23 protein-coding genes are annotated in these 25,918 nt (G+C 65.0%); 18 read left to right on the forward strand and 5 right to left on the reverse strand.

Annotated features, from left to right (window positions below):
- Positions 1 to 89: 89 nt before the first annotated feature.
- The 11 genes from IT549_RS01195 to IT549_RS01245 all read left to right on the forward strand — a co-directional run bounded on the left by IT549_RS01195 (position 90) and on the right by IT549_RS01245 (position 13,179).
- On the forward strand, positions 90 to 980 hold the full coding sequence (locus tag IT549_RS01195; RefSeq protein WP_292969404.1) for a 3-keto-5-aminohexanoate cleavage protein: 891 nt from the start codon (positions 90 to 92) through the stop codon (positions 978 to 980).
- A 12-nt stretch (positions 981 to 992) separates the two neighbouring features.
- A complete protein-coding gene (locus IT549_RS01200) occupies positions 993 to 2,468 on the forward strand; it encodes a carnitine 3-dehydrogenase (protein ID WP_292969405.1) in 1,476 nt (491 codons plus the stop codon).
- A 35-nt stretch (positions 2,469 to 2,503) separates the two neighbouring features.
- Positions 2,504 to 3,910 (forward strand): cytosine permease, encoded by a 1,407-nt coding sequence (locus tag IT549_RS01205; protein WP_292969407.1) that lies wholly within the window; start codon positions 2,504 to 2,506, stop codon positions 3,908 to 3,910.
- Positions 3,907 to 4,956 (forward strand): alpha/beta hydrolase, encoded by a 1,050-nt coding sequence (locus IT549_RS01210; RefSeq protein ID WP_292969409.1) that lies wholly within the window; start codon positions 3,907 to 3,909, stop codon positions 4,954 to 4,956. The genes IT549_RS01205 and IT549_RS01210 overlap by 4 nt, the downstream gene beginning before the upstream one ends.
- Positions 4,953 to 5,504, forward strand: coding sequence for a thioesterase family protein (locus tag IT549_RS01215; RefSeq protein WP_292969411.1), 552 nt, complete (start codon positions 4,953 to 4,955; stop codon positions 5,502 to 5,504). Before IT549_RS01210 ends, IT549_RS01215 begins: the two co-directional genes overlap by 4 nt.
- Before the next feature lie 16 nt (positions 5,505 to 5,520).
- Positions 5,521 to 6,672: an acyl-CoA dehydrogenase family protein gene (locus IT549_RS01220; RefSeq protein WP_292969412.1), complete on the forward strand. Its 1,152-nt coding sequence runs from the start codon at positions 5,521 to 5,523 to the stop codon at positions 6,670 to 6,672.
- Positions 6,669 to 8,756 (forward strand): acetate--CoA ligase family protein, encoded by a 2,088-nt coding sequence (locus tag IT549_RS01225; protein WP_292969414.1) that lies wholly within the window; start codon positions 6,669 to 6,671, stop codon positions 8,754 to 8,756. The genes IT549_RS01220 and IT549_RS01225 overlap by 4 nt, the downstream gene beginning before the upstream one ends.
- A gap of 2 nt (positions 8,757 to 8,758) precedes the next feature.
- Positions 8,759 to 9,538 carry an enoyl-CoA hydratase-related protein gene (locus IT549_RS01230; protein ID WP_292969415.1) on the forward strand — a complete coding sequence of 260 codons (780 nt, stop codon included), beginning with the start codon at positions 8,759 to 8,761 and terminating at the stop codon, positions 9,536 to 9,538.
- Between the two features lie 94 nt (positions 9,539 to 9,632).
- On the forward strand, positions 9,633 to 10,538 hold the full coding sequence (gene cysD, locus IT549_RS01235) for a sulfate adenylyltransferase subunit CysD (protein ID WP_292969417.1): 906 nt from the start codon (positions 9,633 to 9,635) through the stop codon (positions 10,536 to 10,538).
- A complete protein-coding gene (gene cysN / locus IT549_RS01240) occupies positions 10,538 to 12,445 on the forward strand; it encodes a sulfate adenylyltransferase subunit CysN (protein ID WP_292969420.1) in 1,908 nt (635 codons plus the stop codon). Before cysD ends, cysN begins: the two co-directional genes overlap by 1 nt.
- Complete coding sequence (locus tag IT549_RS01245) at positions 12,445 to 13,179, forward strand: 3'(2'),5'-bisphosphate nucleotidase CysQ (protein WP_292969422.1); 735 nt, start codon at positions 12,445 to 12,447, stop codon at positions 13,177 to 13,179. Before cysN ends, IT549_RS01245 begins: the two co-directional genes overlap by 1 nt.
- Positions 13,180 to 13,240: 61 nt before the next feature.
- On the opposite strand, the gene IT549_RS01250 is transcribed toward IT549_RS01245, so the two are convergent.
- The 4 genes from IT549_RS01250 to secB form a co-directional block, all read right to left on the reverse strand.
- Positions 13,241 to 13,921, reverse strand: coding sequence for a DUF4136 domain-containing protein (locus tag IT549_RS01250; protein WP_292969423.1), 681 nt, complete (start codon positions 13,919 to 13,921; stop codon positions 13,241 to 13,243).
- Positions 13,922 to 14,058: 137 nt separating this feature from the next.
- On the reverse strand, positions 14,059 to 15,078 hold the full coding sequence (trpS, locus tag IT549_RS01255; RefSeq protein ID WP_292969425.1) for a tryptophan--tRNA ligase: 1,020 nt from the start codon (positions 15,076 to 15,078) through the stop codon (positions 14,059 to 14,061).
- 6 nt (positions 15,079 to 15,084) lie between these two features.
- Entirely contained in the window at positions 15,085 to 16,668 is a 1,584-nt protein-coding gene (gene murJ / locus IT549_RS01260; protein WP_292969426.1) for a murein biosynthesis integral membrane protein MurJ, read from the reverse strand.
- Positions 16,669 to 16,693: 25 nt separating this feature from the next.
- Positions 16,694 to 17,221, reverse strand: a complete 528-nt coding sequence (secB, locus tag IT549_RS01265) for a protein-export chaperone SecB (RefSeq protein WP_292969428.1) — start codon at positions 17,219 to 17,221, stop codon at positions 16,694 to 16,696.
- Positions 17,222 to 17,447: 226 nt separating this feature from the next.
- Here secB and IT549_RS01270 point away from each other — a divergent pair, with 226 nt between their 5' ends.
- From IT549_RS01270 to IT549_RS01280, 3 genes are read left to right on the forward strand one after another with little or no spacing between them, the layout of a single operon-like run.
- A complete protein-coding gene (locus IT549_RS01270; protein WP_292969430.1) occupies positions 17,448 to 18,110 on the forward strand; it encodes a Tim44/TimA family putative adaptor protein in 663 nt (220 codons plus the stop codon).
- Positions 18,110 to 19,300 (forward strand): murein transglycosylase A, encoded by a 1,191-nt coding sequence (locus IT549_RS01275; protein ID WP_292969432.1) that lies wholly within the window; start codon positions 18,110 to 18,112, stop codon positions 19,298 to 19,300. Before IT549_RS01270 ends, IT549_RS01275 begins: the two co-directional genes overlap by 1 nt.
- Positions 19,300 to 19,869: a Smr/MutS family protein gene (locus IT549_RS01280; RefSeq protein ID WP_365775960.1), complete on the forward strand. Its 570-nt coding sequence runs from the start codon at positions 19,300 to 19,302 to the stop codon at positions 19,867 to 19,869. The genes IT549_RS01275 and IT549_RS01280 overlap by 1 nt, the downstream gene beginning before the upstream one ends.
- A 52-nt stretch (positions 19,870 to 19,921) precedes the next feature.
- Here IT549_RS01280 and IT549_RS01285 read toward each other — a convergent pair whose 3' ends face one another.
- Positions 19,922 to 22,237, reverse strand: a complete 2,316-nt coding sequence (locus IT549_RS01285; RefSeq protein WP_292969434.1) for a TonB-dependent receptor — start codon at positions 22,235 to 22,237, stop codon at positions 19,922 to 19,924.
- A 125-nt stretch (positions 22,238 to 22,362) separates the two neighbouring features.
- Between IT549_RS01285 and IT549_RS01290 the strand changes: the two genes are divergently transcribed.
- The 4 genes from IT549_RS01290 to IT549_RS01305 all read left to right on the forward strand — a co-directional run.
- On the forward strand, positions 22,363 to 23,043 hold the full coding sequence (locus IT549_RS01290) for a TetR/AcrR family transcriptional regulator (RefSeq protein ID WP_292969436.1): 681 nt from the start codon (positions 22,363 to 22,365) through the stop codon (positions 23,041 to 23,043).
- 292 nt (positions 23,044 to 23,335) lie between these two features.
- A complete protein-coding gene (locus tag IT549_RS01295; protein WP_292969438.1) occupies positions 23,336 to 24,856 on the forward strand; it encodes a peptide chain release factor 3 in 1,521 nt (506 codons plus the stop codon).
- Between the two features lie 6 nt (positions 24,857 to 24,862).
- Positions 24,863 to 25,567, forward strand: coding sequence for an endonuclease/exonuclease/phosphatase family protein (locus IT549_RS01300; protein WP_292969439.1), 705 nt, complete (start codon positions 24,863 to 24,865; stop codon positions 25,565 to 25,567).
- A 155-nt stretch (positions 25,568 to 25,722) separates the two neighbouring features.
- The coding region (locus tag IT549_RS01305) for a P-II family nitrogen regulator (RefSeq protein WP_292969440.1) at positions 25,723 to 25,918 on the forward strand (196 nt) is incomplete at its 3' end.

The raw sequence follows: 25,918 nt of genomic DNA on the forward strand, positions 1-25,918 counted from the left end.
GCATGTGACGTATTTTGCAATCTTTTGCCGTATATCGCGATTTTATTCGCCCCATTCCGCCGTAAGCTCCCCCCTAACGGGAGAGAGCCATGAACTTCGAACCATTCATCACTTGCGCCGTCACCGGATCGGGCAACACGCAAGGGTTGCATCCTGATCTGCCGATCACTCCCGAACAGATCGCCAATGCCGCGATCGAAGCGGCCAAGGCCGGGGCGGCGATCGCCCATATCCACGTGCGCGATCCCGAAACCGGCAAGGGCTGCCGCGACGTTGCGCTCTATCGCGAGGTCAAGGAGCGGATCCGCGACAGCGATACCGACGTTATCATCAACTTCACCGCCGGAATGGGCGGCGACATCGTGTTCGGTCCCGGCGAGGCACCCCTTCCCCTAGACCCCGCCGGGACCGACATGATTGGCCCGATGGAACGGCTGGTCCACGTCCAGGAACTGCTGCCGGAAATCTGCACACTGGACTGCGGCACGATGAACTTCGCCGAAGCCGATTACGTGATGACCAACACGCCGGGCATGCTGCGGACCATGGCCGCCGAAGTGCAGGGCCTGGGCGTGCGGCCCGAACTGGAAGTGTTCGACACCGGCCACCTGGTCTTCGTGAAGGAAATGGTCCGCGACGGCCTGCTTGATGATCCGGTGATGATCCAGCTGTGCCTGGGCATCCCCTATGGCGCACCCGATGATCCGCTGACCACCATGGCCATGGTCCACCAGTTGCCGCCGGGCTGCGTCTTCAGCGGCTTCTCGATCAGCCGCAACCAGTTGCCCTTCGTGGCGATGGCCGCGCTGGCCGGCGGCAACGTGCGGGTTGGCCTCGAAGACAACCTCTACCTGGCCAAGGGGCAGTTCGCCTCGAACGGCCAGCTGGTCGAACGCGCGGTGCAGATCCTTTCGGGCATGGGCGCCAGGATCCTGGGCCCGGCCGAGGTTCGCGCCAAGCTCAAACTGCAGAAGCGTTAGGGGAGGCCGGCAATGGGCGAAGTCCGCAAGGTCGGGATTGTTGGCGGCGGCGTGATCGGAGCGGCCTGGGCGGCGCGGTTCCTGCTCAACGGGATCGATGTGGCAGTATTCGACCTTGATCCCGAGGTTGAACGCAAGACGCTGGAAGTGGTGGCCAATGCCCGCCGCGCACAGACCCGCCTGCACGGCGCGGCCTTGCCGGCCGAAGGCAGGCTGAGCTTTGCCGCCAGCGTGGCCGAAGCGGTCAGCGATGCCGATTTCATCCAGGAAAGCCTGCCCGAGCGCGAAGACCTGAAGCAGCGGGTGCTGGCTGAAGTCGATGCGGCGATGCCCGCCCATGCAGTGATCGGATCGTCCACTTCGGGCCTGCTGCCGACGAAGCTGCAAAGCACGATGACCCGGCCCGACCGGCTGGTCGTCGGCCACCCGTTCAACCCCGTTTACCTGCTGCCGCTGGTCGAGGTTTGCGGCGGTGATCAGACCAGCCAGCAGACGATCGACATCGCCTCGGCGCTTTACACCCGGGTCGGCATGAAAGTGCTGCACGTGCGGCACGAGATCGACGGGTTCATCGCCGATCGCCTGCTTGAAGCAGTCTGGCGCGAGGCGCTGTGGCTGATCAACGACGGGATCGCCACCGCGGCCGAAATCGACGATGCAATCCGCTTCGGCGCGGGGCTGCGCTGGTCATTCATGGGCACTTTCCTGACCTATCGGCTGGCCGGGGGTGAAGCGGGGATGCGGCACTTCCTGCACCAGTTCGGCCCCTCGATGGAATGGCCCTGGACCAAGCTGGTCGGCCCCAAGCTGACCGACGAGCTGATCGACACTGTGGCTGCCCAGTCCGACGAGCAGGCCGGCAACGTCGGGCTGCGCGAATACGAGGCGCTGCGCGATTCGTGTCTGGTCGACATCATGCACGCGCTGGAGCGCAACGACTTCGCCTCGGGCGCGGTAGCCAAGGCCTATCGCGCCAGTCTGGTCGGAAAGGCGGCGGTTGAGCTGGGCAGCCTGGGCGATGATGGCCGGGTTCTGACCGGGCACACCCCGGTGATGCCCGACTGGATCGACTACAACGAGCATCTGACCGAGTACTGCTATCTCAAGCTGTTCGGCGATGCGACCGATGTGGTGCTGGCCCGGATCGGCGCGGGGATGGACTATGTCGCCAGCGGGTTAAGCTTCTACACGGTCGAAACCCATATCCGCCACCTGGGCCAGGCGCGGCTGGGCGAAAAGGTGGAGGTGCGCACCCGCGTTCTGGGCAGCGACGGCAAGCGGCTGCACCTGTTCCACGAAATGACCAACCTTACCACCGGCGGGCTGATCGCCACGGCTGAGCACATGCTGCTCCACGTTGATGCCAAGGCCGAGAAATCGTGCCCCGCCCCCGCCGCGATCGCGGAAGCGATGGAAGGGCTTGTCGCGGCCCAGCGAAGTCTGGCACCACCCGAAGGGTCGGGCCGCAGCATAAAGATGCCGGGATAAGCCGACGAAATAACAGCTAAGGGGGAGCGAAGCGCGTGGCACTGATCGAAACAAGGTCAATCGACTATGTCCCCCTGGCCGAACGCCACGGCAAGGTCTGGCACCTGTGGCCAGTGTGGTTCACCGGCGATGCCCACCTTGCGACCCTGGCGACCGGCGCGATCAGCGTCGCGGCGGGGCTGAGCCTGTTCTGGTCTGCCCTTGCGGTGATCGGCGGGTGCGTGCTTGGTACCATCCTGATGGCCTTTCACTGCACGCAGGGGCCTCATCTGGGGCTGCCGCAGATGATCCAGTCGCGCCCGCAGTTCGGCTATCTCGGCGCCTTGCTGGTCTGGGTCGTGGCGCTGTTTACCTACATCGGATTTAATGCGCTCAATCAGTCGCTTGCTGCCGATACGGTGATGGAACTGGCCGGCACCCCCTATGGCCCGACCGTGGTAGTCTTCTCGCTGGTTGCCGTAGCGGTGGCGGTGATCGGCTATGACCTGATCCACAAGGCGCAGCGGATCCTGGCCTACCTGATGTTGGCGGTTCTCGCGGTCTATACAGTCGGCGCATTCGGCACTGTCGATTTCAAGGCGCTGCTTGCCCCCGGCGAGTTCCGGGCGACGCCGTTCCTGGTGCAGTTCTTCGCCGCTGCCGCCTACCAGCTCAGCTGGTCGATCTATGTGTCCGACTATTCGCGCTATCTGCCCAAGGAAGTCGGGATCCGCGATGCGTTCTTCTGGACCTTCTGGGGCGCCTTCGTGGGCGGGGCCTGGATGATGCTGGTCGGCGCCTTTGCCGCTGCTGCCTTCGCCAACCAGAACATTGTGGTCGCCCTGCGGGAAAGCTCGGATGCAATCATGCCCGGCTTCGGTACCATCATGCTGGTCACCAGCTTCCTGGGCCTGATCACCATCACCTCGCTCAACTTCTACGGCGCCTCGCTGACCCTGCTGAGCGTGGTTGACAGCGTGACCAAGGTGACGCTGGGGGCGAAATCGCGGATTGCGGCGCTGGCGGCAGTGTTCCTGATGGCGGTCTCGCTCTCGCTGGTGGTCAGCGGCAATGTGCTGCACGGGTTCGAGGCGTTCCTGGGCGTGCTGGCCTATCTGTTCACGCCGTGGACCGCGATCAACCTGGTCGACTTCTTCTTCGTACGCAAAGGCCGCTATTCGATCCGCGCGATGTTCATGGCCGACGGGCTGTACGGCAAATGGAACTGGCGCGGGCTGGTGGCCTATTTCGTGGGCTTCGCGGCGATGGTGCCGTTCTTCAAGACCGGGCTTTATGTCGGGCCGGTGGCCGAAGCGCTGGGCAAGGCAGATATCTCGATGCTGATCGGGCTGCCGGTTTCGGCGGCGGTTTACCTGCTGCTGTGCCGCAACCTCGACCTCGCCAGCGAACTCGAACAGATCGAAATGCTCGATCGCAACCTTGAAACGGAGCCGGTACGATGAAGCGGATCCTGACCCTGGCGGCCGTGGCCGCACTGAGCGTGCAGGCGCAGGCGAAACCCTCGCCCGCCGTGCCGATCGTCTTCCCCGACCAGTTCGATTCGATCGGCACCCCGGTGCAGAGCATGACCACAAAAGAAGGCCGCAAGGTCCATTTCACCGATACCGGCGAACCGGGCTGGAAGCCGCTGCTGCTGATCGGCGGGGTCGGCACCAGCGGCCGCGCGCCCGAACTGGTTGCTTTTCTCGATACGATGCGCAGGCGCCTGAAAGTGCGGATCATTGCGGTTGAGCGCAATGGCCTGGGCGATACCGCTTTCGATCCCGCCTGGACCTTTGCCGACTACAACAGCGAAGTGGCGCAGGTGATGGCCCACCTCGGGATCGACAAGTTCGCACTGGCGGCGATTTCGGGCGGCGGGGCCTATGCCGGGCACGTGGTTAACGCCATGCCGCAGCGGATCACATCGTGGCACATGCTGGCGGCGGTATCCTCGGCGCCGGGCGATACCGATCGCTGCAAGCTTGAAGAAGCGACCTTCGCCCAGCAACTCGCCCCGCAGATTGCCGCGCCGCGGGTCTGGTGGGACATGCCCAAGGACGGTGTATCGGCCCACGTGCGCGGTTTTTCCGATCGCACCGCCGATGAAGGCGCGCGCGCCTTCTTCATCGCCGGGCAAAAAGGCGATCCGCGCGGCGTGGCGCGCGAATACAAGCGCTTCTGCGAACCGCCGGCTGATGTCGCCGCCTTCAAGGCCCCCGCCTTCTTCTATTATGGCGAGGCCGATCCCGCCGTCCCGCCCGCGCATGGCCGCTATTGGGCCGGCAAGGTCGCGGGCAAGGTCACGTTCCGATCCTACCCTGGCGAAGGACACGATGTGCAATATCGCCACTGGGACCAGCTGCTGCTCGACGTGGCCGGCTATGGTGACCGCACGCTGGTCTGCGACAGCGGCCGGGCGCATCTGGTCGCCGGACAGGTCGATCCAAACCGCCTGGCCAAGGGGCGCACGCTGGGGGTCTGCGCCTGGCAGCAGCCAAAGCGATGAGCGGGCAAGCCGATCACGGCCTGCGCACCCCGCTGGAGGGCACCAGCGCCACCGAATGGGATGATCGTGCGCCGATCCCCGCTCCGCTGCGGCTGATCGCTCCCGAAGTCCCCCAGGACTGGGTCGATTACAACGGCCACATGAGCGAAAGCTGCTATCTGCTGGTGTTCGGCGACCAGTCCGACGCCTTCTTCCGCTATGTCGGGATTGACGAAGCCTATCGCGCCGGCGGACATTCGCTGTTCACTGTCCAGACGATGATCTTCAACCTGGCCGAAGCCCACCTGGGCGACCGGCTGGACCTGTCGCTGCAACTGCTCGATGCGGATGAGAAGCGGCTGCACATCTTCCATGCCATGCACAATGCCGCAACCGGCGAGCTGCTGGCCACCGGTGAGCAGATGCTCGTCCATGTCGATCTGGCCGCGGGTAAAAGCTGCCCGATGCCCGCCGATCTGCAGCGCAAGGTCGCGGCAATCCGCGCGGCCCACTCCGCCCTGCCCCAACCCGCCCAGGCCGGGCGCAATATCGCGATCCGTCGCGGCTGAACCCTTAAGGAGCCCCATGCATTTCGCGCTGAGCCAGGAACAGGACATGCTGGTCGATACGGTCCGCAAATTCGTCGAGACCGAGCTGTACCCGCATGAGGATCTGGTCGAGAAGACCGATGACATTCCGGCCGAACTTGCCGCGCAGGTGCGGACCAAGGCGCTTGAACTGGGGCTCTATGCGGTCAACATGCCGGCCGAGCTGGGCGGCGGCGGTCTGGGCACTTTCGATACCACGCTGATGGAGCGCGAACTGGGCCGGGCCAGCTATGGCCTGCAAATGCTGGTCGCACGGCCCAGCAACATCCTGCGCGGATGTGTGGACGGCCAGGTTGAGGAATACCTGCTGCCCTCGATCCGGGGTGAGCGCCACGATTGCCTGGCGATGACCGAACCCGATGCCGGGTCCGACGTCCGCTCGATGCGTACCTTTGCCCGCCGCGATGGCGACGATTTCGTGATCAACGGCACCAAGCATTTCATCAGCCATGCCGACATGGCCGATTTCGTGATCCTGTGCGCGGCAACCGGCGAACTGCCCGGCGGCAAGCGTTCGATCAGCTGCTTCCTGGTCGATTTCGACACCCCGGGCCTGACCCGGCGGCGCGGGCCGAAATGCGTGTCGCATCGCGGCTATCACCAGTGCGAGCTGATTTTCGAAGATTGCCGGGTGCCCGCGCGCAACCTGCTGGGGGAATTGGACAAGGGTTTTGACCTGATGGGCCAGTGGCTCGGTTCAACCCGCCTGCAGGTGGCCACCACCTCGGTCGGGCGCGGACAGCGGGTGCTTGAAATGGCAACCCAGTGGGCCGCCACCCGCAAGCAATTTGGCCAGACAATCGGCAAGTTCCAGGGCACCGGCTTCAAGCTGGCCGATATGAAGACCGAACTGGAAGCCGCCGAACTGCTGACCCTGCGCGCGGCCTGGAAGGACGATCAGGGCACAATGACCGATACCGACGCGGCGATGGCCAAGGTCTTCGCTTCGGAAGCGCTTGCCCGGGTGACCGACAACGCGCTGCAGATCTTCGGCGGAATGGGACTGATGGACGAATTGCCGATCGAACGGTTCTGGCGCGATGCCCGGGTCGAACGGATCTGGGACGGCACCAGCGAGATCCAGCGCCACATCATCAGCCGCGCAATGCTGCGCCCCTACGAGGCATGAGCGCCAAGCCGCTTGCGCGCCTGCTGCGTCCGCGTTCGATCGCCTTCGTCGGCGGCAAGGCGGCGGAAGAGGCACTGCGCCAGTGCCGCAAGCTGGGCTTTGCCGGCGCGGTCTGGCCGGTCAATCCGCGCCGCACCGAAATGGACGGCGTACCTTGCTTCGCCGATCTGGCCGCTCTGCCCGAAGCGCCCGACGCGGTGTTCCTGGCAACTCCAGCCGAAGCGAGCATCGAACTGGTGGGCGAACTGGCAGCGCTGGGAGCTGGCGGCACGGTCTGCTATGCCTCTGACTTTGCCGAAGTTGGCCCGGAAGGCAGCGAACGCCAGGCTCGGCTGACCACGGCGGCCGGGGCCATGCCGCTGGTCGGGCCCAATTGCTATGGCCTGCTCAACGCCTTCGATTGCGCCGGGCTGTGGCCCGACCAGCACGGCTGCGCGCCGATCGGCGAAGGGCGCGGGGTGGCGATCATCACCCAGAGCGGCAACCTGGGGCTCAATTTCACCATGCAGCGCCGCGCCCTGCCGCTGGGGTACATGATCGCGATCGGCAATGCCGCCGATGTCGATGCCGCCGACCTGATCGAGGCGCTGCTGGAAGACCGGCGGGTCAGCGCGATCGGGCTGCACATCGAAGGGCTGAAATCGATCGAACGGTTCTCGGCCGCCTGCCTTGCCGCGCGCCGCGCCGGGGTGCCGCTGGTGGTGCTCAAGACCGGTTCGTCAGAGCGCGGCGCGGCACTGACCCTGTCGCACACCAGCTCGCTGGCCGGGCCCGATGCGCTCTATGATGCGCTGTTTGACCGGCTGGGGATTGCCCGGGCGAGCGGCCCGGCGGATTTCATCGAAACGCTGAAGCTGCTGCACACCTGCGGTCTGCTGGCCGAAGCCACGCTGACCAGCGCGAGCTGTTCGGGCGGGGAAGCCAGCCTGGTCGCCGATCTGGCCGAACGGCGCGGCCTGGCCACACCATTGTTCCCGCCTTCCGCGCAGGCTGAACTGGAAGCGGTGCTGGGCCCGCTGGTTTCGGTCTCGAACCCGCTCGATTACCATACCTACATCTGGGGCGATCTGGCCGCGCAGACGGCCTGCTTTGCCGGGATGCTGAAGGCCAGGTTCGGTGCATCGCTGCTGGTGCTGGACTATCCCCGCGCTGATCGCTGCGAGGATCGCGACTGGGGCACCACGCTGGCCGCGTTCATCGCGGCGCACCGGCAGGTCCCGCCCGGCCCGGGGCAGGCCCGGATCGTGGTCAGCGCGCTGCCCGAAAACCTGCCCGAAACGGTGGGGCACGAACTGCTGGCTGCCGGAATCGTGCCGATGATGGGGCTGAGCGAAGCGCTCGACGCAATTGCCCTGGCGGCGCGGATCGGGCCGGCCCTGGCCCGCCCCGAACCGGCTCCGCTGCAAGACCCGGCACCGCTCGATCCCGCGCAGGTCGTGACCTGGGACGAAGCCGCAAGCAAGACCGCGCTGGCTGCGGCCGGTTTGCACGTTCCGCAAGGCGAACGCCTGTCCTTCGCCCGGCTTGCCGCGTTGTGCGAAGATCCCGCTGCCGCGCTGCCGGTGCCGTTTCCGCTGGTCCTGAAAGTCGCCAGCGATGCGATTGCGCACAAGAGCGACCTTGGCGGGGTGGCGTTGGGGCTGCGCACCAAGGATCAGGTCCTTGCCGAGGCGCGGCGGATGCAGGCGCTTGGCGATCAGTTCCTGCTGGAAGAGATGATCGGCGGCGCAGTGGCCGAACTGATCGTCGGGCTGGCGCGCGATCCGCAGTTCGGGCTCTACCTGACGATCGGTGCTGGCGGTGTGCTGGTCGAACTGCTGCGACAAGCCGAACAGGTGCTGCTGCCGGCCAGCCGGGCCGATATCCAACGCGCGCTTGAGCGGCTGGCGCTTTATCCCCTGCTCAAGGGCTTTCGCGGCGGGGCTGCGGCCGACATTCCCGCGCTGGTCGATGCGATCGAGGCCGTGGCGCGCTTTGCTGCCGGGAACGCAGATCGCCTCTATGAGCTTGACGTCAACCCGCTGCTTGCCCTGCCCAAGGGCGCCGTGGCAGTCGATGCGCTGGTCCGCATCAAGGAGTGCTGAGCATGCCCGCTGTCATCACGCGCCGCGAAGGCGAGATCCTGGTGGTCACGCTTGACCGGCCCAAAGCCAATGCGATCGATGTCGCCACCAGTCTGGAACTCTACGCCGCGTTCCGGCTGCTTGATGAAGACCCGGCGCTGCGGGTGGCGGTGCTGACCGGAACCGGGCGGTTCTTCTCGGCCGGATGGGACCTCAATGCCGCCAATGAGGGTGAAGCGGTTGATGCCGATCACGGCCCGGGCGGTTTTGCCGGGCTGACCGAGTTTTTCAGCTTGTCGAAGCCGGTGATCGCAGCCGTCAATGGCCTGGCGGTGGGCGGCGGGTTCGAGCTCGCGCTGGCCGCCGACCTGATCGTGGCGAGCGAGACCGCGCAGTTCTGGCTGCCCGAAGTGAAGCTGGGGATCCTGCCGGATTCGGGCGGCCTGCTTCGCCTGCCCAAGGTTCTGCCGGTGCAACTGGCGCGCGAAATGATCCTGACCGGGCGGCGGCTCGATGCCCGCGAAGCGCGTTCTTTCGGGCTGGTCAGCCGGGTCTGCGCTGCCGACGCCCTGCTGGACGAAGCGCTGGACCTGGCGCGAGAGATTGCCAGGGGCGCACCGCTGGCGATCACCGCCGCCCGCGACATCCTGCGCGCGACCGCTGGCCTGGAAGTGTCCGAAGGCTACCGCCTGATGCGCAGCGGCGCACTGCCCAGCTATCGCGCGATGCTCGATTCCGAAGACGCGCTGGAAGGCCCCGCCGCCTTTGCCGAAAGTCGCGAGCCGCGCTGGCAAGGACGGTGACACTGCAATAGGCTTGCTTGACCTGACATCGAATTACTGCTTTCCACAAAGCAATTGCGCGCTGCTAGCGGGTGGCCGACAAGACAGGGCAGGCATGACAAGCACACTAACCCACCTTCAGCGGCTTGAGGCCGAAGCGATCCACATCATGCGCGAGGTGGTGGCCGAGGCCGAGCGCCCGGTAATGCTCTACAGCGTAGGCAAGGACAGCGCGGTGATGCTGCACCTGGCCCGCAAGGCCTTCTATCCTTCGCCCCCGCCCTTCCCGCTGCTCCACGTCGATACGACCTGGAAGTTCAAGGCGATGTACGAGCTGCGCGACCGGATGGCGAAGGAGTCCGGGATGGAGCTCTTGGTATATCACAACCCCGAAGCGGCCGAGCGCGGGATCAACCCGTTCGATCACGGCGCGCTGCACACCGATATGTGGAAGACCGAGGGGCTCAAGCAGGCGCTCGACAAGTATGGTTTCGATGCGGCCTTCGGCGGCGCCCGGCGCGACGAGGAGAAGAGCCGCGCGAAGGAGCGGATCTTCAGCTTCCGCACCGCCAGCCACGGCTGGGACCCCAAGAGCCAGCGGCCCGAACTGTGGAATGTCTATAACGCGAAGAAGCACAAGGGTGAGAGCATCCGCGTCTTCCCGATCAGCAACTGGACCGAACTTGACGTGTGGCAGTACATCCAGCTCAACGACATACCGATCGTGCCCCTGTACTTCGCCGCCAAGCGCCCGACCGTGGAGCGCGACGGGCTGCTGCTGATGGTCGATGATGAGCGTTTTCCGCTGAAGGACGGCGAGGTTCCGGTCGAGCGCTCGATCCGGTTCCGCACTCTCGGCTGCTATCCGCTGACCGGCGCGGTCGAGAGCGAGGCGGCGACACTGAGCGAAGTGATCCAGGAGACGCTGCTGACCACCACCAGCGAACGCCAGGGCCGCGCGATCGACAAGGATGCCGGCGGCGCGGGGATGGAAGTCAAGAAGCAGCAGGGGTACTTCTGATGGAAGGTCCCGCCTACGTCACCGACGCGCTGATCGCCGAGGACATCGACGCCTATCTGGCGCGCCACCAGCACAAGGACATGCTGCGCTTCATCACCTGCGGGTCGGTGGACGATGGCAAGAGCACGCTGATCGGACGGCTGCTTTATGACAGCAAGATGATCTTCGAGGACCAGCTCGACGCGCTGCAATCGGATAGCAAGAAGGTCGGCACGCAGGGGCAGGAGATCGACTTCGCGCTGCTGGTCGATGGCCTTGCCGCCGAGCGCGAACAGGGCATTACCATCGACGTCGCCTACCGGTTCTTCAACACCGAGAAGCGCAAGTTCATCGTCGCCGACTGCCCGGGGCACGAACAGTACACCCGCAACATGGTGACCGGCGCCAGCACCGCCGACCTGGCGGTGATCCTGATCGATGCGCGCAAGGGCGTACTGGTCCAGACCCGGCGGCATTCTTACCTGTGCCACCTGCTGGGTATTCGGAACCTGGTGCTGGCGGTCAACAAGATGGACCTGGTCGGTTATGATCAGGCGACTTACGACGCGATCGTTGCCGATTACTCAGCTTTCGCAAAAAGCATCGGGATCGAAGCCTTCACAGCCCTGCCGATCTCGGGCTTCAAGGGCGACAACATCACCGGCGCTTCGGCCAATACGCCCTGGTACACCGGCCCCTCGCTGGTCGAGCATCTCGAGAGCGTGGAGGTCAATTCGGCGCGCGATGCCGAAGGGCCGCTGCGCCTGCCGGTGCAGTGGGTCAACCGCCCCAACCTCGACTTCCGGGGCTTCTCCGGCCTGATCGCGACCGGTTCGGTAAGGCCAGGCGACGCGGTGCGCGTGCTACCCTCGGGCAAGACCAGCACGGTCACCCGCATCGTCACATTGGATGGCGATCTGGATCACGCGGTGGCCGGCCAGTCGGTCACGCTGTGCCTGGCTGACGAGATCGACTGTTCGCGCGGCAATGTCATCGCAGCTGCCGATGCCCCGCCCGAAGCGGCCGACCAGTTCGAAGCGACGCTGGTGTGGATGGACGATGCGCCGCTGCACGTCGGGCGCGCCTACTGGCTCAAGCTGGGTACCCAGACCGTATCGGTCACGGTCCAGCAGCCGAAGTACACCGTCAACGTCAACACGATGGAGCATCTGGCAGCCAAGACGCTGGAGCTGAACGCCATCGGGGTGGCCGAACTGACCACCGACAAGCCGCTGGTCTTCGAACCCTATCTGCAAAGCCGCACGCTGGGCGGGTTCATCCTGATCGACAAGCTGAGCAATGCGACGGTCGCCGCCGGCATGCTGCACTTCAGCCTGCGCCGCGCGCAGAACGTCCACTGGCAGGCGGTCGATATCACCCGCGAGGCGCATGCCGCGCTCAAGAACCAGCAGCCGCGCGTGCTGTGGTTCACCGGGCTGTCGGGGTCGGGCAAGAGCACCATTGCCAATGCGGTCGAAAAGCGGCTCAACCTGATGAACCGCCACACCTTCCTCTTGGATGGTGACAATGTCCGCCACGGGCTCAACAAGGACCTGGGCTTTACCGAGGCCGACCGGATCGAGAATATCCGCCGCGTCGGCGAAGTGGCCAAGCTGATGGCCGATGCCGGGCTGATCGTGCTGACCGCCTTCATCAGCCCGTTCCGCGCCGAACGCGATATGGTCCGCGCGATGCTGCCCGAGGGTGAATTCATCGAGATCTTTGTCGATACCCCGCTCGAAGTGGCTGAGGCGCGCGATGTGAAGGGGCTCTACAAGAAGGCCCGCTCGGGCGCGCTCAAGAACTTCACCGGGATCGACAGTCCCTATGAACCGCCCGAAGCGCCCGACATTCGCGTCAACACGGTGGAAATGACCGCCGATGAAGCGGCCGAACACATCATCAAGCTGCTGATGCCGCTGAAATGATGACCGACGCACAGCTTGCCGCGCACCTGGCGCATCATGCCGGAGAGATCCTGCTCGAGGTCCGCCGTGCCAATGTGTTCACTGGCAAGGCGCTGGGGCTGGCGGGCGACCAGACCGCCAACCAGTTTCTGGTCCGCGCGATCCGCGAACAGCGACCCGACGATGGCGTCCTCTCCGAAGAGGAGAAGGACAACTTCGAACGCCTCGGCCATTCGCGCGTCTGGATCATCGATCCGGTCGATGGCACCCGCGAATATGGCGAGGAGCGCTCCGACTGGGCGGTCCATGTCGGGCTGGCGATTGACGGGGTCGCGACTGTCGGCGCGGTCGCGCTGCCCGGGTTGGGCGTGGTGCTGCGCACCGACCAGCCCCAGCAACTGCCGCCCGCCGCAGCGCGCCCACGCATGCTGGTCAGCCGCACCCGCCCCGCTGCCGAAGCTGTCGCGGTCGCCAAGGCGCTGGACGCCGAACTGGTCGCGATGGGCAGCGCCGGGGCCAAGGCGATGGCCGTGGTACGCGGCGAGGCCGAGATCTACCTCCACACCGGCGGCCAGTTCGAATGGGACAGCTGTGCGCCGGTGGCGGTCGCTGCCGCGCACGGCCTGCATGTCAGCCGGGTCGATGGCTCACCGCTGATCTACAACCAGTCCGACACCTACATGCCCGATCTGCTGATCTGCCGCCCCGAATGGGCCGAGCGGGTGCTGGGCGAAGTGGCCAGGATCACCCCCTGACAAGCGAAAGGGGCGGAGCATCTGCCGGCCCCGCCCCTTCGTCTTTTCGGCCCGATCGGGCTCAGTTCTTCTTCTTTTCCGGCGCCACCGAGATCCGCACCGTTTCCCCATTATGGCCGGGGAAATCGGTGAACATCGCCTCGACCAGATTGGGCACCAGGTACTGCAGCCGGTTGGACGTGCTGGCGGCTTCGGCGCGGCCTTCGAACAGGCGCTGGCCATCCTGGCGATCGATCTTCAGGCTGATCCCGCTGATGAACACGGTATAGCTTTCATAGCCCTGGTCGAACCACGGATCGTACCAGCCCCAACCCCACATGCGCGAGGGGCGGTAGGGGGAATAGTATCCCGGGCCCCAATAGCGGCTGCGGCCAAAGCCGTACCACGGGCTCCAGAACGGATCGACATAGCCGGTTGAGCGGACCTTCTCACGGCCCTTGTCAACGCCATAGTCAAACCGCACCACCATATCGGCCTTGGCTGGATCGCTGGCCGGCACATAGCCCAGCGCCTGCATCTTGGCCGTGACCAGGCTGGCGTATTGCGAGAATTCCAGTCCGCCGGCCATCGCCTTGTCTTCGGCCACCACGGCAAAGGTCTGGCCCTGCGGTGCGGGCAGCTGCGCGCTGAAGCGCTGGACATTGGCTTTGAACGGCGTGGCGCAGGCGGCCAGCGCCGCCAGCATCAGCGATGCCACCGCCAGCTTGACCAAGCGCACGGGCGAGAAACGATCGTCAGTCATCGGACCCAAACTCCCTGTTGATCCGCGAGCATAAATGCGACTCGCAAGCGGACCTGCGAAAATCCTAAGAGCGCCGGGACCTTGCGCCAAGGTGGCTTAATCGCGCTTGAATGGGGCGAACTGTGCCGCTGCGGGAATTACCCGCGCAGCAGCCCCAATGCCTGGTATGTCGCTGCCAGCGTCGGCGCAGCCAGTTCGCGGGCTTTTGCTCCGCCCTTGGCCAGGATCGCATCGAGCGCGGCCTGATCCTGGCGCAATTCGTTGAAGCGCGCATTGATCGGAGCCAGCTGCTCAACCAGCAGTTCACCCAGCGCCGGCTTGAACTTGCCAAAACCTTCACCGCCGAACTGGCCCAGCACCGCTTCGACGCTGGTTCCCGCCATCGCCGCATAGATCCCGACCAGATTGGCGGCTTCGGGCCGACCTTCCAGCCCGGCCTTGTCACCGGGCAGCGGTTCGGGATCGGTCTTGGCCTTCTTGACCTTCTGCATGATCGCATCGGCATCGTCGGTCAGGTTGATCCGGCTCATGTCCGAAGGATCGCTTTTGCTCATCTTCGCATTGCCGTCGCGCAGGCTCATGATCCGGGCGGCTTCGGGCGGGATGGTCGGTTTGGGCAGGGTGAAGACCGGTGCATCTTCGGGGCAGAAATCGTTGTTGAACTTTTGCGCGATATCGCGCGCCAGCTCCAGGTGCTGTTTCTGGTCTTCGCCCACCGGGACGTGGGTGGCCTGATAGAGCAGCACGTCGGCCGCCTGCAGCACCGGATAGGTGAACAGCGCAACCGACTGGCCTTCGCGGTTCTTGCCGGCCTTGTCCTTCCACTGGGTCATGCGGTTGAGCCAGCCCATCCGGGCGGTGCCGTTGAGCAACCATTGCAGTTCGGCATGCTGGGGCACCTGGGCCTGGTTGAACAGCACCGACTTGTCGGGATCGATCCCGCAGGCAACCAGCGCGGCCACCATCTCGCGGCAATTGGCCGAGAGTTCCGCCGGCACGTGCGGCTGGCTGATCGCGTGGAGATCGGCGAGGAAATAGAGCGACAACCCGCCGCCAGCAGCCACTTCATCCTGCATGCGCACCCAGTTGCGGATCGCCCCCAGATAGTTTCCAAGGTGGAGATTGCCGGTGGGCTGGATGCCTGAAACGATACGCATTTGCTTCTATTCCTGAGAGCTGGACCTGCGCGACAGCAGATCAATCTTGCTACGGTCGATCGCGCCGCTGATCCAGGCTATGACAAAAAAGACCACTGCCCCGGTACCGACCAGCGCACCAACCGAAACGATCCGTGCCAGCACCCCGCCCTGATACCAGCCATTGCCCAGCGGCGCGAGGAAATGGATCACTCCGCCCATGACTGCGGCGGCCAGCGCGATCCGGGCGATGCGCAGGCCAAGGTCGGACTCGATCTGAAAATGACCGCGCTGATGCAGCAGGCCATAAAGCATCGCACAGTTGCACCAGCCTGCCAGGCCGGAAGCCAGCGCCAGTCCCGCAACACCCATTCTGGGGATCAGGAACAAGTTGAGCGCCAGGTTGATCGCCAGCGAGATCGCCGCGGTAACAACCGGCGTTCGGGTATCGCGCCGGGCAAAAAATCCGGGAGTCAAAATCTTGACCAGAACGAAAGCCGGCAAGCCCACTACCAGCATGGCGACGGTTGACGCGGTCGCGGTGACATCCTGGGCATCGAATTTGCCGCCCAGATAGATTGCCGCCGTCAGCGGCTGAGCCGCAAAGAACAGCCCGACTGCAGCCGGGATAGTCAGCAACATGCCCAATTCGATCGCATTGCTTTGCACGCGCTGCGCACCGCCCGCATCGTTGCGGGCAATGAACCTCGACAGTGACGGCAGGATCGCGGTGCCCAGAGCGATACCGATAATCCCGAGCGGCAACTGGTTGAGCCGGTCAGCCATGGCCAGGTACACAAACGCCCCTTCTGGAAGGCGGCCCAGGAAGAACAGGTCAAGGAACCGGCTTAGCTGGTAGATCCCGGCACCGAACACCGCCGGCACGATCAGCACGCCGAGTTCGCGTACTTCGGGTGTCAGGCGAGGCCGATGCAGCGGAAAGCGAAAGCCTGCCTTCCGCGCCCAGAACCACAGCCAGGTCATTTGCAGGAATCCCGAAGTCGAAGCCGCAATCCCCACCAGCCAGGCGGTGCGCTGCGGATCGGCCCCACCATCGGAGAACTGGACATAAAGCAACGCTGCGATCAGGCAGAGGTTGAGCAACACCGGCGCCGCTGCCGCTGCGGCAAAGCGCGATACAGAATTGAGGATCGCGGCAAAGACCGTCATCACGGAAATGAAAATCAGATAAGGAAAGGTTACCCGCGCCAGACCAACCGTGAAGGGCCCGCCCCGTCCACCCTGACCGAAATCGTCGATCAGCCAGATCAGCCAGGGCATGGCCAGCATCGCAAGTGCTGAGAAGCCGATCAGCACCGGCACCAGCACCGACAAGACTTCTACCGCAAAGCGTTCGGCGGACTCCCGATCATCAGCCTCATCACCGGGCCCGTTCATCCGTCGGTTGAACAGCGGCACGAAAGCGGCCGAAAAAGCGCCCTCGGCAAACAGGCGGCGGAATATGTTGGGAATCTGAAAGGCCAGTTGCCAGGCGTCCCCCGCCAGACCCGCCCCCAGAATTCGCGACAGCAGCATGTCGCGGGCAAAGCCAAACAGGCGGCTGACCATGGTCAGGCCGCCAATCGTGCCGACATGCCTGACCAGGCTCATCGCTGTTCTCCCCCGCAGACGGGGCTCAGGCCTCGCCCATCACGCCTTCGCCCTCAGCACCCTGCTGGGCCTGGACCTGGGCGATGTAGATGCCGTTGAAATCGATCGGTTCCAGCAGCAGCGGCGGGAATCCGGCATCGCGCACGGCGTCCGAAATCACCCGGCGGGCGAAGGGGAACAGCAGGCGCGGGGCTTCGGCATAGGTGAAGGCGTGGCGGCTGCCCTCGTCAAGGTTGCGCATGCCGATCAGCCCGCCATAGGCCAGATCGACGATGAACTGGGTGCCCGACTGGCACTTCGAATTGATCGAGATCTTCAGTTCGACTTCGCTGACTTCGCCGTTGCTGCCATCGATATCGCGTGCGCCGATATTGAACTGGACGTCGATCTGCGGCGGATCCTGCCACTGGTACGAGGCCGGAGCATTGGGGTTTTCGACCGACAGGTCCTTGATATATTGCGAGATAATCCCGGCAGCCGGGCCGGTATCGGCGCCATTGGGCTGGGGGCCATCAAGGTTCAGGTCGGTGATGATGCTGCCGTCTTCGGACATGATCGGTAAGGCCTTCAAACTGTGGATTGGAATTGGCCGCGCGCCTAGCATTGCCGGGCCGTTCGGGCAATCGGAAAGGGCAGCAGGCGGCCGGGCATGGCAGCAAAACAACAGCTCGGCAGCAAAATTGCACGCATCCGCGCGCTCACGCGTTGTTCATTTGTCAATGCTACCTATTTGAAGCTAGAAGAATGCAACGCCGCGCTGGGCGGCAGGGACTGGTACATTGGACAAGACTGTCGAGATCGTGATCCTGGCTATGGTCGCGGCCTTTCTGGGCCTGCGGCTCTATTCCGTGCTGGGCCGCCGGGCCGAGCATGAGGAACAGCCGCGGCTTGAACCCAAGGCGGAACCCGCCCCGCGCGTGTCGGTGCCAGAACTGACCGACCGCAATGGCAATGCCCCCGCCCCGCGCCAGATCGTTCCGGGTGTGACCCCGGCGATCGAACGCGGGCTCAAGGAAATCGCGGTTGCCGACAAGCGGTTCGATATCCTCTCGTTCCTTGAAGGTGCCAAGGGCGCTTACCGGATGGTGCTCGAAGCGTTCTGGAGCGGCGATCGCGAGGCGCTGGGCAACCTGTGCGACAAGGACGTGCTGGCAGCCTTCGATGCCGCGATTGCGGCCCGCGAGGCGGCGGGCGAAAAGCTTGAAAACCGGCTGGTGCGGATCACCGATGCAACGATCGTGGCGGCCGCGCTGGAAGGCAAGGTTGCGCGGGTCAGCGTGCGCTTCGTCGCCGATATTGCTGCGGTAACGCGCAATGCGGCGGGCGAAGTGATCGCCGGATCGCTGACCGATGCGATCGAGGCACGCGATCTGTGGACCTTCGCCCGCACGGTCGATGCCGCGACGCCCGACTGGCTGCTCGACGAAACCGACGAGGCGTAATGCTCAGTCGGGGGCGCAGGCTGGCTGCACTTGCGCCGGTGCTGCTGCTGGCCAGCTGCGTGCGCCTGATCCCCGAAGGCACGCCCACCACGCCCACTCCGCCGCCGGCTGCACCCGCCACTGCGGCGCAGATCGGGCTTAGCGCCGGGCCGGCCATCTCCAGCCTCAAACTGAACGATGCCGATGCGCGCGGCGCGCTGGCGGCTTTCAAGGCCAGCTGCCCGCGCCTGCAAAGCCGCGAGGACGCTTCGGGCCTGACCACCGGGGCCGACTGGAATGGGCCCTGCGATGCCGCCGCCACCTGGCCAGCCGCGCAAGCCCGGCGGTTCTTCGAAACCTGGTTCGAAACCGCCCGGCTGGGCGATGGCAAGGCTTTCGTCACCGGCTATTTCGAACCCGAGATCGCCGGGGTCCGCACCCGCCAGACCGGGTTCGACGTGCCGGTCTATGCCCTGCCGCCCGATCTGGTCCGCGCAGCGCCGGGTGACGCGCTGCCCAACGACAAGGGCGTGCTGCCGCTGGGCCGCTATGATGCCGAGGGCAAGTTCGTGCCCTACTACGATCGCGGCGAGATCGAGGACGGGGCCTTGATGGGCCGCAAGCTGGAGATCGCCTGGGCGGCGGACCCGGCTGAGCTGTTCTTCCTCCAGGTTCAGGGTTCAGGCCGGTTGCGCGCACCCGATGGCACGGTGCTGCGGATCGGTTATGCCGGGCAGAACGGCCATCCCTATACCGGAATCGGCGGGGTGATGCGCCAGCGCGGACTGCTGGGCAGCGGGCCGGGGCAATATTCGGGCTCGATGCAGGGGATCCTGCAATACATCGCCGACCAGCCCGAAGCCGGCAAGGCGCTGATGCGCGAAAACAAGAGCTATGTCTTCTTCAGGGAAACCGGAGTCGATGGCCCCTATGGATCGCTGGGCGTGGCGGTGCGTGCGCGTGACAGCGCGGCGGCCGATCCGGCCTTTACCCCGCTGGGCGCGCCGGTGTTCCTGACGCTCGACCGCAGCGAGGCGAGCGGGCTGTGGGTCGCGCAGGATACCGGCGGGGCGATCAAGGGACCCAACCGGTTCGACAGTTTCTGGGGCGCAGGCGCCGAAGCCAGGCTGATCGCCGGCGGAATGAGCGCTCGCGGCGATGCCCTGTTGCTGCTGCCCAAGGGCACGGTCCAGCGCCATCCGGTGCGCTGATGCGTCCGAGAAAGCTCAGCCGCGAAGAGGCCCGGGTCTGGGCCCAGGTCGCACGAACGGTGCAGCCGCTGCGCCCAACGCCGCCGCGGCAGGCCCAGCTCGAGGGCGGAACCCAGCCCGACCAGCCTCCCCCGCCCAAGGCCCGATCCTCGCAAAAACCGGCCCCTCAGCCTGCCGCGCCGCCGCCGGGCCCTGCCCCGGATCGCAAGCGCCCGCTCGACGCGCACGGGCTTGACGCCTCGTGGGACAAGAAGCTGGCCCGGGCCGCGCTGCATCCCGATTTCACGCTCGACCTGCATGGCCATAGCCTTGATGCCGCGCATGCCCGGCTCGATCACGGATTGGCCCAGGCGCTGGCGCTGGGCGCGCGGCTGGTGCTGGTGATTACCGGGCTGCCGCGCCCCAGCGAGGCCGCCGACCGCGGCCAGCGGCGCGGCGCGATCCGCGCCAAGATCATGGACTGGATCGAGCTTGGCCCCCATGCCAGCCGGATCGCCGCAGTGCGTCCGGCGCATCGCCGCCACGGCGGGGCCGGCGCGCTCTATCTGGTCATGAAAAAGCCGCGCTGAACCCGGTGGTCCAGCGCGGCCAAGGTAGCCCCAAGGGGCTTGGAGAACGCGTTTAGAAGTTGACGCTGGCAGTCACGAAGACCTGGCGCGGATTGCCATAGAAAGTGGTCAGGACCCCTTCCTTGCCCAGCGATGAAACCATCGGGGTGATGATGTCCCCGGTCAGCGGATTGGCTGCCATGTAGGTATAGCCCGAAGTGCGATAGCGCTTGTCGGTCAGGTTCTTGCCATAGACCCCCAGCGACCAGCGGCCACCCTGGGCACGATAGACCAGGCTGGCATCGAACAGCTGGTAGGCCGGCTGGTCGAGATAGGGGTTGGCGACCTCGAACTGGTAGGTCTTGCTCTTGAACGACATGCCCCCGCCCAGGCTCAGCGTGCCATCGGCCAGCGGCATCGCCCAGTCGATATTGGCACTGCCCGACCAGGCCGGGGTGTTCTGGACGTGGCGATAGGGCGCCACTTCGGTCGGGGTGGAAGCGACGTTGCTGATGTAGGTGAGGTACTTGGCGTCGATGTAACCCAACGAGCCCGACAGGGTCAGCGTGCCGCTTTCGCCATCGATCAGCTTGGCCCGGCCTTCGAATTCGAAGCCCTTCATCCGCGCCTTGCCGGCGTTGGAAACCACCCCGCAGAAGGTATCGACCAGGCCCACCCGGCAGGCGACCGAGCCGGGGATCTGGACGTCCTTGTAGTCCATCCAGAACGCTGCCGTGGCGATATAGAGCCGGCGATCGAGCAGGTTGGCCTTGAAGCCCACTTCATAGCTGTCGACCTTTTCAGGCTTGAAGCTGAGGAAATCGGCCTGGCTGACGCCCACCGGCGCATTGGCGCCAACCCCGCGCGGATCGAACCCGCCGCCCTTGAAGCCCTGCGAGTAGGACGCGTAGATCGTCGTATCGCTGTCCGGCTTGAACGCCAGGCTGGCCTTGGGCGTGAACTTGGTGAAGCTTTTCGATCCGGTCATGTTGGTCTGCGGACCGCCGAAGGCGGTGCCGGTGGTACCGAACACCGGATTGCCGCCCAGCAGGTAGTTCTGGCGCAGGACATAGCCGTCACGCTTGTCCCAGGTGTAGCGCCCGCCCACCGACAGGCTCAGCTGGTCGGTGAAATCGTAAGTGAAGTCGGCAAAACCGGCCATCGTTTCGGTGCTGATGTCAGCATTGGTGAAGGCGGTCAGCCCCGGAAACAGCACGTTGGACGTGTACAGCCGCACTTCGAACTGGGTCAGCGCGCTGGCATCGAGATAGTAGAACCCGACCAGCCCGTTGAGCTTGCCCACGCTGATCAACGCCTGCAGTTCCTGGCTGAACTGGCGGTTGCGATAGATCCCCGGAACGTCAACGTCGATCGCCGGCAGCGCATCGAAATCGATCGGGGTCAGCGAATCGTCCTTGCGATAGGCGGTGATCGAACGCAGCGTCAGCCAGTCGTTCGGTTTGCCTTCCAGGAACAGCGACATGCCCCAGGCCTTGACGTCCTGCTTGGGGGTGTTGAGCCCGCCCTGCGTATCATAGACATTGGCCAACACCGGCGTGCCCGACAGCATGCCCGGCACCATCCGGTGGCCGTTGCGCGGGTTCGACTTGTCGTGGGTGAAATCGCCCGAGAGCCGCGCGAAAATATCGCTGCCGTGCACTTCAATCGTGCCGCGCCCGGCAAGCACGTTCTTGTCATAGTTGTCGAGCCCGGTGGTCAGGTTCTTGCCGAACCCGTCGCGGGTCAGCTTGGCCAGCGCGCCGCCGATCCGCAGCACGCCATCCGAACCCAGCGGCGCCGAGGCGCTGATCACCCCGTCGGCCTGGTTGTAGCTACCATAGGTGGCGCGCAGCGCCAGGTGCGGCTTGTCGTCCAGCCGCTTGGTCACGTACTTGACCGCACCGCCCACGGTGTTGCGGCCATAGAGCGTGCCCTGCGGCCCGCGCAGCACTTCGATCCGCTGGACATCATAGATATCCAGCACGGCGGCCTGCGGACGGTTGAGGTAAACGTCGTCGAGATAGATCCCCACGCCCTGTTCAAAGCCCGAAACCGGATCCTGCTGACCCACGCCGCGAATAAAGGCCGAAAGGGTCGAATTGGTCGCGCGGCTGTTTTCCAGGGTCACATTGGGCACGGTCTCGGCCAGCGCGGTGATATCGCCGGCACCCTTGGCGGCGAGCTGATCGCCCGACAGCGCGGTAATCGCGATCGGAACCGAAATCAGGCTTTCTTCGCGGCGGCGTGCGGTGACGACGATTTCGCCGCTGTCGGCATCATCGGCTTCGGCGGCCTGAGCGCCATCCTGTGCATGGGCCGGCAGGGCGGTCAGGCTGAACAGCGCGCTGGCCAGCAGCGAGGTGCGGGTAAGCAGGGTACGGGTGCGCATCACGGGTCTCCTCCCAGGAATTCCATCCGCCCGCCGCCATTGCGGCAGGCCTCCGATCGCCGCTTATATAAAAGTTGAACCAACTTTCAACTTCGTTATGCTTGCATCGAACACAAGGAGCGTGAATGGTGCTGAAACGTGGCCGAATTGCCACAGCGACCCAGGGGGGAAAGGGGAAGCGCGTGGATGCCGTGAATACCGCCAGTCAGCTGCGCGAGCCCCGCACCGAGCGCGGACGCCGCACCCAGCGCGCGGTCCTGGATGCCGCTGCGGCCGAATTCGGTGAAAAGGGTTTTCACGAAAGCTCGATCGTTTCGATCACGATCCGCGCCGGCGTGGCGCTGGGCAGTTTCTACACCTATTTCGAATCGAAGGAGGCGCTGTTCAAGGCGCTGGTCCAGGACATGAGCGGGCGGGTGCGCGATCACGTTGCCCCGGTGCTGGGCGCGCATGCCGGCGGCGCGATTGCGGCCGAAGGTGTGGCCTTGCACGCCTTTCTGGAATTCGCCCGCGAGCACAAGGAAATCTACCGGATCATCGACGAAGCCGAATTCGTCGCCCCGGAAGACTGGCGCGCCCACTACCTCAACACCGCCGCGCGTATTCTTGAACGCCTGCAGGCAGCCCATGCCAAGGGCGAACTGGGCGTCGAACCGTGCGAGGCCCACGCCTGGGCGATCATGGGGATGAACGTGTTCCTGGGGCTGCGGTTCGGGGTGATGGACACCGGTGCCGATCTGGGTGAGGTGGCACGGGCGGCGAACGATCTGCTGCAGGATGGGCTGGGCTTGTCCGGCAGCGACTGACCGCCTTTCCTACTTGGCCGTAATCTGCCTTAACCTTGGCGATGCGCCTGCCTTTGCCCCGCCTCGGATCCAGCGGAAACGCTTCGTTGCAAAAGTCACACCCACGCCGCCGGGTGTACGATTGCTGTGCTGCCGCGCAGCCGCAGGTTCCGCAGAAAAGCGCGGCTTTGCCCAAGGCGGCAGTCGGGCACCGCCGGAAGGTCACACTTTTCATATCTCCATTCGGTGTCCACTGCCCCCGCCCCAACAATCGCAATGACTTTCCCCGCCGCCCCCGCTAATGGCGCCACCCATGTCCAATCGCCGCACCTTTGCCATCATTTCCCACCCCGACGCGGGCAAGACCACGCTGACCGAAAAGCTGCTGCTGCAGGGCGGCGCAATCCACCTGGCCGGGCAGGTCAAGGCACGTGGGCAAGCGCGGCGGGCGCGGTCGGACTGGATGAAGATCGAGCAGCAGCGCGGGATCTCGGTCACCAGCTCGGTGATGACTTTCGAGAAGGACGGGATTACCTTCAACCTGCTCGACACCCCGGGGCACGAGGACTTTTCTGAAGACACCTATCGCACGCTGACCGCGGTGGATTCGGCGATCATGGTGATCGACGCCGCCAAGGGGATCGAGCCGCAGACCCGCAAGCTGTTCGAGGTCTGCCGGCTGCGGTCGGTGCCGATCATCACCTTTGTTAACAAGGTTGACCGCGAAGGGCGGTCGGTATTCGAAACGCTGGACGAGGTGGCCGATGCGCTGGCGCTCGATGTGGTGCCGATGTCGTGGCCGATCGGGATGGGCGGCGAGTTCAAGGGTGTGCTCGACTTCGCAACCAACACGATCAGCCGTCCCGAAGGCGACAGCCGCGAATTTCTGGGCACGATCACCCCGGCCGAAGGCATTCCCGAGGAGGTGGCCGAGGAGATCGAGCTGGCCCAGGCCGGCTATCCCGAATTCGACGAGGAGGCCTATCGCCACGGCGACATGACCCCGGTCTATTTCGGATCGGCGCTCAAGAATTTCGGCGTGGCAGAACTGATCGATGCAATTGCCCGCTATGCCCCGCCGCCGCGCCCGCAACCTTCCGAAAGCGGCGAAATTGCGCCCGAGGGCAAGGAAGTGACCGGGTTCATTTTCAAGGTCCAGGCCAACATGGACCCGATGCACCGTGACCGGATCGCTTTCATGCGGCTGGTTTCGGGCACCTTCAAGCGCGGGATGAAGCTGACCCCATCGGCGCTGGGCAAACCGGTGGCGATCCATTCGCCGATCCTGTTCTTTGCCCAGGACCGCGAAATCGCCGACACCGCCGAGCCGGGTGACATCATCGGCATTCCCAACCACGGCACGCTGCGGGTGGGCGATACCTTGAGCGAGAACAACAAGGTCCGCTTCACCGGGCTGCCCAATTTCGCGCCGGAAATCCTGCGCCGGGTCGCGCTGAAGGACCCGACCAAGACCAAGCAGCTCAGGAAGGCGCTGGATGACCTGTCCGAAGAGGGCGTGATCCAGGTGTTCTATCCCGAGATCGGCAGCCAGTGGATCGTCGGCGTGGTCGGCCAGCTGCAACTCGACGTGCTGATCAGCCGGCTTGAGGCCGAGTACAAGGTCGCAGCCATGCTTGAGGCCGCCCCGTTCGATACCGCGCGCTGGCTGAAGGGCAGCGACGCCGCGCTCAAGGCCTTTGCCGATTTCAACAAGTCGAACCTGGCCAAGGACCGTGATGGCGATCCGGTGTTCATGGCACGATCGGCCTGGGATGTGGGCTACCAGCAGGAAAAGAACCCCGATCTGGCCTTCTCGGCGACCAAGGAGCGCTAAGGCCAGGTGGAACTCACCTTCGCCACCTACAACATCCACAAGGCGGTTGGGCTCGACCGCCGGCGCGATCCCGACCGGATCATCGCCGTGCTGAACGAACTCGACGCCGATGTGCTGGCCCTGCAGGAAGCCGACCGGCGGATCGGCCGGCGCGAGAGCGTGCTGCCGCTTGAACACATCGAGGAATACACCCCCTACCGCCCGGTGCCGCTCAACCACCGTCCGCATTCGCTGGGCTGGCATGGCAATGCGCTGCTGGTGAAGCGCCATATCCGGGTGGCCGAAGCCGGGGTGGTCCCGCTGCCGGTGATCGAGCCGCGCGGGGCGATCCGCGCCGACCTGATTGCCGGGGGCCAGCGCCTTCGCGTGGTCGGCATGCACCTTGACCTGTCGGGCCTGCGCCGCCGCCAGCAGGTTCGCGCGATCCTGGCCCATATCGACCGCTGCGGCCACCCCTGCCCCACCGTGGCAATGGGCGATTGCAACGAATGGGGGCTGCACCGCGGCGCGCTGCGCGAATTCCACGCGCCCTGGCGGGTGCTGGCGCCGGGCCGCAGCTTCCCCTCACGCCGCCCGCTGGCCGCGCTCGACCGGATCGCGGTTTCGCCGGACTGGCAGCTGGCTGAAATGGCGGTCCACCACTCGCCGCTATCCGCGCAGGCATCGGACCACCTGCCGGTCTGGGCTCGGCTGGAGCTGCCTAAAAAATAGGCAGGTGTGCAAGTTTCGAGCGCCGGGCCGTTAGTATATGAAAGTTCATTTCCTCTAGATTGCTGAATCCGCTGCAAAATTGCCGTTTGGCACGGCCCTTGCTGCATGTGCGAAGCCGGCATGGTGCCGGTGCATGAGGCAATCAGGGGACCGGCATGAAATTCATCATCGCCATCATCAAGCCCTTCAAGCTCGACGAGGTGCGCGATGCGCTCTCCACGCTGGGCGTGGCGGGGATGACCGTTACCGAGGTCAAGGGCTTTGGGCGGCAGAAGGGCCAGACCGAGATCTATCGCGGGGCCGAATACACCACCAACATGCTGCCCAAGGTCAAGCTGGAGGTGGCGGTCA

The organism is Novosphingobium sp. (genome assembly GCF_020852455.1).
Taxonomy (GTDB): Bacteria; Pseudomonadota; Alphaproteobacteria; order Sphingomonadales; family Sphingomonadaceae; genus Novosphingobium.